Raw genomic sequence first — 9,647 nt, 5'->3', positions numbered from 1 at the left:
GTGATCGGTACGCCGGGCTACCTGGCGCCTGAGCTCATCGAGGGCGAGATGGTGTCGCAGTCCGCCGACTGGTGGGGCTGGGCAGCCACCGTGGCGTTCGCTGCAACTGGACGCCGCCCGTTCGGCAAGGGACCGTTCGAGGCGGTGCTGGCGCGTGTGCACTCCGGTCAGGCCGACCTGGACGGGCTGGACCCGCGGCTGAAGTCACTGCTCGCTGCCGCGCTCTCTCCCGACAAGGCCGACCGGCCTACGCAGGACGAGATCATGACGGGCCTCAGCCGGTACGCCGAGGGCCGCGACGCGCTCCCGCCTCGTACGGAGAGCAACGCGGATCCGACCGTGGCCGCAGCAGCGCCGACGCGGCTGGTGACGAAGCTGATGCCCACCGAGGCCCCACCGGCCGAGGGGCCGACGCCGGCCCAGGTGGCCGAGCTGGTGCCTTCGGTGATCCCGCCGTTGTCGGCGTTCGCCCCGATCCGGGACAAGCTCCGCGAGGTCTCCACCAAGCCCCCGGTCGCGGAGCCCGTGCCGTACGCGGCCGCGCCGTACGCCCCGGAGCAGTTCGGTCCCGCGCCCTACGCGCCTGCGCCGTACCAGAGCGGTCCGCCGGTTCCGTACCAGCAGCCGTCACAGCTCGTGCCCGTGCAGCCGTCGCAGCCTGCGCCTGTGCAGCCCGCGCAGCCGGTCAAGTCGCCGCCGACCGGTCGTCGTACGGCGGTCATCATCGGCTTCTTGTTCGCGCTGGCCGGGCTGACCGCGTTCACCCCCGGTTTCGGTGCTGCCGTCGCGATCATCCTGCTGGTGCTGGCCCGGACCGTCGACCGGTCGAGTACTGCGCTGATGCGGCGCCGTCAGGTCCGCGGCCGGTCCGGCAAGTCCGACGGTGTCATCGCGGCGGCAGCCAGCCCGCTGCAGTTCGCGACCGCGGCACTGATCACGCTGCCCTGCCTGATCCTGCCGCTGCTCACCTCGGTCGTCGTCGGTGGCATCGTCACCGGCATCGCCGCGTCGTCGTACGGGCTCGACTGGAAGCCGCTGTCCGCGGTCGGCTTCGGTACGGCGGCCCTGACCGCGCTGTTCTGCAGCTGGTGGGGCCCCGGCGGCAGCTCGTTGCGCCGCGGTGCACACATCACGGCCCGCAACACGTTCCGGGCGCACTGGCTCTCCGGGCTGATGGCCGTCGTCCTGCTCGCGATCGGCGCGTTCACGTTCTACCAGGCCACGCAGGGCAAGGGCGCGGCCTGGGCACGGCAGCCGATCCAGACGCCGAACATTCACCGGCCGACCCTCGGCGACCTCCGCAACGCACCGTTCATCCGCAACCTCCCCATCATCGGCAACTAGCTTCCGCGACGGGGAGGCCGGCGGGTCGGCTTACAGCTGGACGATCTGGCTGCGCTCCGGGCCGACGCCGATCGCGGAGATCCGGGCGCCGCTGAGCGACTCGACCGCGCGCACGTACGTCTGCGCCTCCTTCGGCAGGTCGTCGAAGGAACGGCAGCCGGTGATGTCGTCCGACCAGCCGTCGAACTCCTCGTAGACCGGGACCGCGTGGTGGAAGTCGGTCTGCGTCATCGGCATCTCCTCGTGGCGGACACCGTTCACGTCGTACGCCACGCAGACCGGGACCCGTTCGCGCCCGGTGAGCGTGTCGAGCTTGGTCAGCACGAAGTCCGAGACGCCGTTCACGCGGGCGGCGTACCGGGCGATCACCGAGTCGTACCAGCCGCAGCGCCGCGGACGGCCAGTGGTGACGCCGAACTCGGCGCCCTGGGTGCGCAGCCATTCGCCGTCCGCGTCCAGCAGCTCGGTCGGGAACGGGCCCTCACCGACGCGCGTCGTGTATGCCTTGACGACCGCCATCACGCGATCGATCCGGGTCGGCGGGATGCCGGTGCCGGTGCAGGCGCCGGCGGAGATCGCGTTCGACGAGGTGACGAACGGGTACGTGCCGTGGTCGACGTCCAGCAGCGTCGCCTGGCCCGCCTCCATCAGCACGGTCTTGCCTTCGTCGAGCGCCTGGTTCAGCAGCAGGCCGGTGTCCGCGACCATCGGCCTCAGCCGGTCCGCGTACCCGAGCAGCTCGTCGAGGACCTCACGGATCTCGACCGCGCGCCGGTTGTACACCTTCACCAGCAGCTGGTTCTTCTGCTCCAGCGCGCCGGTGACCTTCTGCTCGAGGATCTTCTCGTCGTAGAGGTCCTGGATCCGGATCCCGATCCGATTCATCTTGTCGGCGTAGGTCGGGCCGATCCCGCGCCCCGTCGTACCGATCTTGCGGCTGCCGAGGAACCGCTCGGTGACCTTGTCGAGGGTCCGGTTGTACGGCGGGATCACGTGCGCGCTCGCACTGACCAGCAGCCGCGACGTGTCCACCCCGCGCGCCTGCAGCGCGTCGAGCTCCTCGAACAGCACGCTGAGATCGACCACGACCCCGTTGCCGATCACCGGCGTGACGCCCGGTGTGAGGATGCCGCTCGGGAGCAGGTGCAGCGCGTACTTCTCGGACCCGATCACGACCGTGTGGCCGGCGTTGTTGCCGCCGTTGAACTTCACCACGTAGTCGATGACCTCGCCCGTGTTGCCGAGCAGATCGGTCGCCTTGCCTTTGCCCTCATCGCCCCACTGGGCGCCGACGAGCACGATTGCGGGCATCTCAGCCCTCCTCTTCACGCACCAACCTCACACCCCGTGGCGGCCGGTGCTGGAAACGGTGAAGCCCGGAGACGTTCACCGGACGTTCATCCGGCAACGCATCCAGGCTCTTGCGACCAAAGCCTACCGGAACGGGGCGTGTGCGTTTCGGGCCTGTCCACAACCTCCGAAGTCTTTGTTCCCTCAACTGACGGGTTGCCATTTTCAGTGATCGCGTGCACACTCTTAGTCAGCGGCCCGCCGAAACTGCCGCAGGGGACGGTTCCGGCGGGCCGCTTCCTCATTTACTGAAGTTCTCCCGGATTGCTCGCCAGCCACTCCTTCACCCGCCGGTCGGCCTCCTCCGGAGAGACGTCCTCCACCTTCGTGAGGATCGCCCAGCGGTGCCCGAACGGGTCGATCACCGTGCCGAACCGGTCCCCGGTCATGAACGTCTGCACCTTCTCGACCGGCTTCGCCCCGGCCTCGACCGCCTTCGCGTACGTCGCGTCCACGTCCGGCACGTAGTGCACCAGCGACGAATGCACCCACTCGCCGTTCGGCGCCCGCAGCCCGATCTGCGGCATCTGGTCGCTGAGCTGCAGCATCGAGTCGCCGAACTTCAGCTCGGCCTGTCCGAGCCGGCCGTCCGGCATGTCCTGCCGGCTGATCACCTCGGCGCCGAAGACCGCGGTGTAGAACTCGATCGCCTTCGGACCGTCCGCGACGGCGAGGTACGGGGTGAGCGAGTGATAACCGTCGGGGATGGGGTTTACCGTGTTCGTCGTCATGCCCTCAGTAGATCCTCGGGGCTCTCCACAGGTCTTGTAAGAAAGCGACAGGGAGCGTTGACTCAACCACCCGACAGCGAGAAGGGCATCCTGCACCCGCGCGAGCAGGCCCGGCACCGTTCGCTCCACCGGCTCGCGCCGGGGCCGGAGGCCGGGCGGTTCGTGGAGTGGTACTGGATCGTCGAGTGGAACCTGGACGAGCCGTACACCGCCGAGGTGCTGCCGTTCCCGGCCGTGAACGTGACGTTCGAGCAGCCGGGCGGCGCGTTCGTGAACGGCGTCTGCACGCGGAAGTTCGAGCGCGAACTGTCCGGGCGCGGGCGGGCGTTCGGGGTGAAGTTCTGGGCCGGCGGGTTCGGCGCGATCACCGGGCTGGACGTCGGCTCGTTCCGCGACGAGGTGCTGCCGCTGACCGCGGTCTTCGCCGACGGCGACCGGCTCGCGGACCTGGTCTTCGAGGCCGAGTCCGACGTACGGCGGCGCGCGGTGTTCGAGGCGTTCCTGCGTGATCACCTGCCCCCGCCGGACCCGTCGTACGAGCTGGTCCGGGCGATCGTGTCGGCGATGGCCGCGGACCGCTCGGTCGCTCGCGTCGACGAGATCACCGAGCGGTTCGACGTACCGATCCGCACCCTGCAGCGGCTGTTCCGGCGGTACGTCGGCGTCGGCCCGAAGTGGGTGCTGCGCCGGTACCGCCTGCACGACGGCGCGGAGCTGCTGGCCAAGGGCGACGTCGCCGAGCTCGCGGAGCTGTCCGCGTCGCTCGGATACTTCGACCAGGCCCACTTCTCGAAGGAGTTCAAGCAGCAGATCGGCCTCACGCCGGCCGAGTACGCAGCCCGCGCCGCCGCCGAACGCCAGATCAGCTACCGCTGACCTTCACCGTCACCGCCATCACCAAGGCGCACGTAGCAGCGGCCAGGGCGACCAGAAAGCCGTACTGCGCGCTGTGCCCGTCGACGATCCACCCGGCGAACGCGGACCCGAGCGCGATACCTGCCGCACCGCCGGAGTTGATCCAGGTGAAGGCCTGCGTCAGGATCGCGGGCTCGACCGCTGACTCGGTCAGCACCGCCGACAGGGTCTGGAACGGCGCGATGGCCAGGCCGGGCAGGGACAACGCGAGCGCGGCAGCCAGTGGCGTGTGCACCATCAGCAAAGGCAAGCAGCTGACGGCCAGCCACACGAACGCAGCCACGAACTGGGTCTCCGGTGCAGTGCGCCAACGCCTTGCACCGTAGGCGAATCCGGCAACCAGACTGACCAGGCTGGTGATGCTGTAGAGCGGTCCGGCCAGACCAGGTACGCCTCTGGACACCGCGAAGGCCGTGACGGACACCTGCATGCTGCCGAAGAACAGGCCGATGCCGACGTTCGTACCGACCAGCCCGACGAACCGTCTGTGCAGCAAGCGCTTCGCGCCCTCGTGCTGACCAGGCGCGGTCGGCGGCGGCGCCGTACCCCGCTGCATAGCCAGCAGGAATCCGCCGGCCAGCAGGAGACCCGTCGCAAGCATTGACCCGGCCGCCGGGCTTGTTGACGAGCTGATGATGCCGACGAGCCCCGGCCCGACCATGAACGCGACACCGACGCTCAGCGCCTCCAGCGCGAACGCCGACGACAGCAATGGCGTCTCACGGAGCGCATACGCCCAGCGGGCACCCGTCTGAGCGCTCAGCTGTGGCAACGATCCGCCGGCCAGAACGCCTGTGAGGACCAGCGACCACAGGGGTGCGCCGGTGATCGTGAGGCTGATGAGCAGCGCCATCATCATCGCGTGCGCGAGCAGCGTGATCGGCAACATCCGGGTCTGACCGAATCGGTCGATCAGCCGCGCGACCTGCGGTCCGGCGACCGCCTCGGCCACCGCGAAGCCGCCGGTGACGCTGCCGGCCGCGGCGTACGAACCGGTCGATCCGTGTACCAGCCAGACGATGCCGAGACCCGTCATCGCGATCCCGATCCGGGCCGGGGCCGCCGCGAAATAGAACTTCCAGGCGCCAGGTGTACGCAGTACCGCCGCGTAAGTGGGCGCGCCGATCCGTCCGGTGAGAGCCGGCACGGTGTGACCTTCCGCTGCCCGTCGGGGCGGGGACCCGACCGTGGGCGTCCAGCTTCGCCGGTCTGTCCGTCCGCCTAGAACCGTCCATGTTCGGCAAGAAGCGGGGACGCTCGCCACCTGCCGGCACTGTCAACGGGCAGAAACCTCGTGTGGTTCAGGTTGACCGGAACAGTTTACCGTCCACCAGCACCGGCACGACATCGCTTTCGTCCACCTCGGCCGCGACCGCGACGTCCGCCGCGAAGCCGTACTGCGTGAGCTCCCGCCCGCCGGCGCATTCGTGCAGGTACTCGGGCAGCTTGTCCTTTGTCGCCTCGTACGCCGCCACAGCTGCCCGAGCCTCCGGGGACAGGGCGTCGCTGAGCAGCGCGCTGAGGAACCCGCCGGCGCCCCACAGATCCTCGACGGCGGGCCGCAACGAGCCGTCCGGCCAGCGTTCCCCCGCCGCGATCGCGACGACCTTCGGTCGGCGACCGTCGCCCCCGCCCCGCGCGGCCGGCACCTGCTTGCGGACCCAGTCCGCGGCTGCCAGCCGGTTACGCAGCGACACGGCGATCACCGTCGCGCCGGTGCCGCTCAACTGCTGCGCGATCGTCGACCCGTTCGGCGACGGCAGTACCAGCCGGCGCACGCCCTCCGCCCGCCGGATGGTGACCGGCGACAGGCTCACGTCTCCCGGCCCGGCCTCGGACCGGCCGACCGCCAGCGTCGCGCCGTACTGCTCGGCATATGCGACCGCCGACTCGTCCCGCCACCGGTACGGGTAGACGTCGATGCCGCGATCCGCGGCGACCGTCACGGCCGTTGTGAAAGACAACACATCGACCACCGCGACGATGTCCCCGGCAACGACCTGCGCCCCTGAGAGGCCCCAGTCGAAACCGACGCCGAAGCCGGACTGCGCGTAAGGGCTGGTCACCCGGCAGATCATTCCGCCGGGGAACCAGCCCGACAAGCAGGTTTCAGCTCAGCTCGTCGGCGGCCGTCGGGGACGAGTCGCGCAGGAACGTGACGCAGCGCTCGGCCTCGTCCTTCTCGTCGATCAGCGCCGCCGCCTTGCCCAGCGCCGCCAGCGCGCGCAGGAAGCCGCGGTTCGGCTCGTGCTCCCACGGGACCGGGCCGTGGCCCTTCCAGCCGTTCCGCCGGAGCAGGTCCAGGGCCCGGTGGTAGCCGGTCCGCGCGTACGCGTACCCCTCGATGGTCCGGCCGTCCGCCAGCGCGCCCTCGGCGAGCACCGCCCAGGCCAGGGATGAGGTCGGGTGCTTGGCGGCGACGTCCGCCGGAGCGGCCCCGTCGGCGAGTTCCGCCGCGGCCGGGTCGACCGGTAGTAGTGTCTCGGGTGGACCGGACAGCAGATTGTTCAATTCCATAAGCACATCTTCGCCGATCACGCCGCCGTACCGGCACGTGACCGTCTGACGAAATCCGTTGACCGTTCACCCGGCGGCCACGGATGCTTGAGACCCTGCATCAGCCGCCGTGGTTCCCAGCTACGGCCGGAAGGAGGCACCGGATGAGCGTCATAGTCCTGAACGCGTCGTACGAACCGCTGCACACCGTCTCGATCCAGCACGCCATCCGGATGCTGGTTCGCGAGGTCGCAGTGGTCGAAGAGGCGCACGGAGAGCGAACTATCGGCCCTTTCCCGGTCCCTCGCGTCCTCCGCCTGGTCCGCTATGTCGTCACGCACTGGCGCTACGCGGCCGGCCGGATGAAGTACAGCAAGCACGGCGTCCTGCGGCGGGACAAGTTCCGCTGCGCGTACTGCGGCCTCGACAACGCCGACACCATGGACCATGTCCAACCCAGGTCCCGCGGCGGCCGCACCGAGTGGCTGAACGCCGTCGCGGCCCATGCCTCGTGCAACGAGCGGAAAGGCAACCGCACCCCGTCCGAGGCCAACATGCCGCTCCTCTGGCAACCCTGGGTACCAACCCGCGCCGAGCTCGTCATAGACACATGACGAGCATTTTTTATGCCCATTTCCCTCCCGTCGGGCCGAATCCTCGAGATCACCACCGTCGCTGACCGCCCGGATCTCGCCCATGCCGACATCGACGTGGGCACCTGGCCCGTCTTCATGCGGCACAACCGCGTCTCCGAGGCGTACTTCCCGCAGACGGTCACCACGTTCCCGTCGACCTGCCTGATCGCGACGTCCGACGGCCGTCCGATCGGCGACGCGCACGCCGTCCAGCTCTCCACCGCGGGACGCGATCCCTTCCCTTCCGGCGGCTGGGAACAGGCAGTCGTCTGGGCCTTCGCCGATGCCCGCAACAACGTCCGACCGGACATCGCCTGCGCTCTCAATATCAGCGTCGCTCGTGACTTCCAAGGTGAAGGCGTCGCTGCCCTGCTCCTGGCCGCTCTCCGCGAGGGGGCGGCCGGGCTCGGCCTGTCGGCGTTGGACGCTCCGGTACGCCCGACCGACAAGCATCCCTCGCTGCCGATGGCCGAGTACGCCGCTCGCACCCGCCCGGACGGCCTGCCGATCGATCCCTGGCTCCGTACCCACGTCCGCGCCGGCGGCCGCGTCACCGGGATCGCGCCCGCGTCGTGGGTGGTCGCCGGTTCGTTGGCCGAATGGCGCACCTGGACCGGCCTGCCGTTCGACGCCGACGGACCGGTCGTGGTCGAGGGCGGGCTGGTGCCGGTGGAGTGCGACGTAGCCGCCGATCGCGCCGTGTACGTCGAGCCGAACGTCTGGGTCCGGCACGAGTTCTCCACAGATTGAAAGTCAGCGGTCGGCAGGGGCCCGAAACGCGGCAAGTTCTTGGGCATGAATCCTCAACTTGCCGTGATGGCGTCGATCCGGGGCGGTGTCTTCACCCGGGCCGACGCGCGTGCTTGCGGATATGCCGACAGCGACATCGACGCCCTGCTGAGATCCGGTCAGTGGCGCCGGATCCGCCGCGGCACGTATGCCGCCAGACGATCCCTCATGCTCGTCACCGACGAGATCCTGCACCTGCGCCGCACCTACCGCGTCCTGCGCTCCGGCGGACCTGACGTCTTCGCCAGCCACCAGTCGGCCGCTGCCCTGCATGCCTTACCTGTCTGGGGTCTCGACCTGACACGAGTGCACATCACCGCGCCCGACGGCCGTTCCGGACGATTCCGCGGCGTCCATCGACACATCCGCGATCCAGTGGGCCCCGGCCTCCAACTGTGGAACACCTTGCAGATGGTCTCACCGGCCCGCGCGATCGTCGAGGTGGCAGCGACCGCGCCGTCCGTCCCCGCGGTCGTGCTCGCCGACGCCGCGCTCTACACCGGCACGGTCGACCGCCGCGCGCTGGACCAGGCGATCACGTTCCTTGACCACGGCAACAACCGTGCCCTCAAGGTCCTCGACCAGATCACGGGCGCCGCCTCGATCGCCGAGTCGCGCCTGCGCCACATCCTCGCCGACGCCGGCCTCCCCACGCCCAGCCCGGCGCCACCACCCGACACCGATCAACCGGACCCCGACGACCCCGCCGCCGAAGCACTGTGGTTCCCCGACGAACGCACGGTGGTCGAGTTCGAGCCACGTTTCCCCTTCTACACCGAGGATCCCGACCCCGAAGACCAAACCACGCCTCCAGCGAACTCCGACGGTCCCCAACCCGTAGAGCACTGCTGGATCTCCTGGACCGACCTCAACGACCCGGCGACCGTGGCCGACCGCATCCGAACCACGTTCACCCGAGCAGCCCGCCGCACCGGCATCCGCCACTTCGACCTGGCCCGCGTGCGATAACGAGAGGAGTCACCGACCATGACGCCAGAACGTGGAGCAGGCCCGACCGGAGAAGTCCCCGGGACGGGCCTGCTCAGAAAGCCTCGTGGAACGTCAGGCGTTCAGGGAGGTGCCGGTGGAGCGGAGGTTTTCGCAGGCTTCGCCGACGCGCTTGGCCATGCCCTCTTCGGCGGCCTTGCCCCAGGCGCGCGGGTCGTAGGCCTTCTTGTTGCCGACCTCGCCGTCGACCTTCAGCACACCGTCGTAGTTGAGGAACATGTGTGCCGCCGCCGGGCGAGTGAACGCGTACTGCGTGTCGGTGTCGACGTTCATCTTGATGACGCCGTTGTCGACCGCGGCCCGGATCTCCTCCAGCGTCGAGCCGGAACCACCGTGGAACACCAGGTCGAACGGGCGCTCCTTGCCGACCTTGGCGCCG

The 9,647-nt window shown here is 69.5% G+C and carries 11 protein-coding genes; 5 read left to right on the top strand and 6 right to left on the bottom strand.

Features of this window, described 5'->3' with window-relative positions:
- A partial coding sequence (locus VFF46_RS35610; RefSeq protein WP_414673131.1) for a protein kinase domain-containing protein occupies positions 1–1,344 on the top strand: 1,344 nt, incomplete at its 5' end.
- 30 nt (positions 1,345–1,374) lie between these two features.
- Here VFF46_RS35610 and VFF46_RS35605 read toward each other — a convergent pair.
- Positions 1,375–2,655 (bottom strand): adenylosuccinate synthase, encoded by a 1,281-nt coding sequence (locus VFF46_RS35605; protein WP_325041657.1) that lies wholly within the window; start codon positions 2,653–2,655, stop codon positions 1,375–1,377.
- 284 nt (positions 2,656–2,939) lie between these two features.
- Positions 2,940–3,425 carry a VOC family protein gene (locus VFF46_RS35600; protein WP_325041656.1) on the bottom strand — a complete coding sequence of 162 codons (486 nt, stop codon included), beginning with the start codon at positions 3,423–3,425 and terminating at the stop codon, positions 2,940–2,942.
- A 57-nt stretch (positions 3,426–3,482) separates the two neighbouring features.
- Here VFF46_RS35600 and VFF46_RS35595 point away from each other — a divergent pair, with 57 nt between their 5' ends.
- Entirely contained in the window at positions 3,483–4,301 is an 819-nt protein-coding gene (locus tag VFF46_RS35595; protein ID WP_325041655.1) for a helix-turn-helix transcriptional regulator, read from the top strand.
- Here the strand turns inward: VFF46_RS35595 and VFF46_RS35590 are convergent.
- The 3 genes from VFF46_RS35590 to VFF46_RS35580 form a co-directional block, all read right to left on the bottom strand.
- On the bottom strand, positions 4,288–5,487 hold the full coding sequence (locus tag VFF46_RS35590) for an MFS transporter (RefSeq protein ID WP_325041654.1): 1,200 nt from the start codon (positions 5,485–5,487) through the stop codon (positions 4,288–4,290). The genes VFF46_RS35595 and VFF46_RS35590 overlap by 14 nt on opposite strands.
- Positions 5,488–5,641: 154 nt before the next feature.
- The gene (locus tag VFF46_RS35585; RefSeq protein ID WP_325041653.1) at positions 5,642–6,406 is read right to left on the bottom strand and encodes a 2-phosphosulfolactate phosphatase; all 765 of its coding nucleotides are present in this window, start codon (positions 6,404–6,406) and stop codon (positions 5,642–5,644) included.
- A gap of 43 nt (positions 6,407–6,449) precedes the next feature.
- Positions 6,450–6,857 carry a DUF3151 domain-containing protein gene (locus tag VFF46_RS35580; protein ID WP_325041652.1) on the bottom strand — a complete coding sequence of 136 codons (408 nt, stop codon included), beginning with the start codon at positions 6,855–6,857 and terminating at the stop codon, positions 6,450–6,452.
- A 143-nt stretch (positions 6,858–7,000) separates the two neighbouring features.
- Between VFF46_RS35580 and VFF46_RS35575 the strand changes: the two genes are divergently transcribed.
- The 3 genes from VFF46_RS35575 to VFF46_RS35565 are packed head-to-tail and all read left to right on the top strand — an operon-like array spanning position 7,001 to position 9,229.
- The gene (locus VFF46_RS35575) at positions 7,001–7,450 is read left to right on the top strand and encodes an HNH endonuclease (RefSeq protein WP_325041651.1); all 450 of its coding nucleotides are present in this window, start codon (positions 7,001–7,003) and stop codon (positions 7,448–7,450) included.
- A gap of 12 nt (positions 7,451–7,462) precedes the next feature.
- Positions 7,463–8,221, top strand: coding sequence for an N-acetyltransferase (locus tag VFF46_RS35570; RefSeq protein ID WP_325041650.1), 759 nt, complete (start codon positions 7,463–7,465; stop codon positions 8,219–8,221).
- A gap of 45 nt (positions 8,222–8,266) precedes the next feature.
- The gene (locus tag VFF46_RS35565) at positions 8,267–9,229 is read left to right on the top strand and encodes a type IV toxin-antitoxin system AbiEi family antitoxin domain-containing protein (RefSeq protein WP_325041649.1); all 963 of its coding nucleotides are present in this window, start codon (positions 8,267–8,269) and stop codon (positions 9,227–9,229) included.
- A 93-nt stretch (positions 9,230–9,322) separates the two neighbouring features.
- Here VFF46_RS35565 and VFF46_RS35560 read toward each other — a convergent pair.
- Positions 9,323–9,647, bottom strand: a 325-nt coding sequence (locus VFF46_RS35560; protein ID WP_325041648.1) for a class II fructose-bisphosphate aldolase, incomplete at its 5' end; no start/stop codon positions are given.

The organism is Kribbella sp., from assembly GCF_035655035.1.
Taxonomy (GTDB): Bacteria; Actinomycetota; Actinomycetes; order Propionibacteriales; family Kribbellaceae; genus Kribbella.
This window is presented reverse-complemented; position numbering and strand designations above follow the sequence as displayed.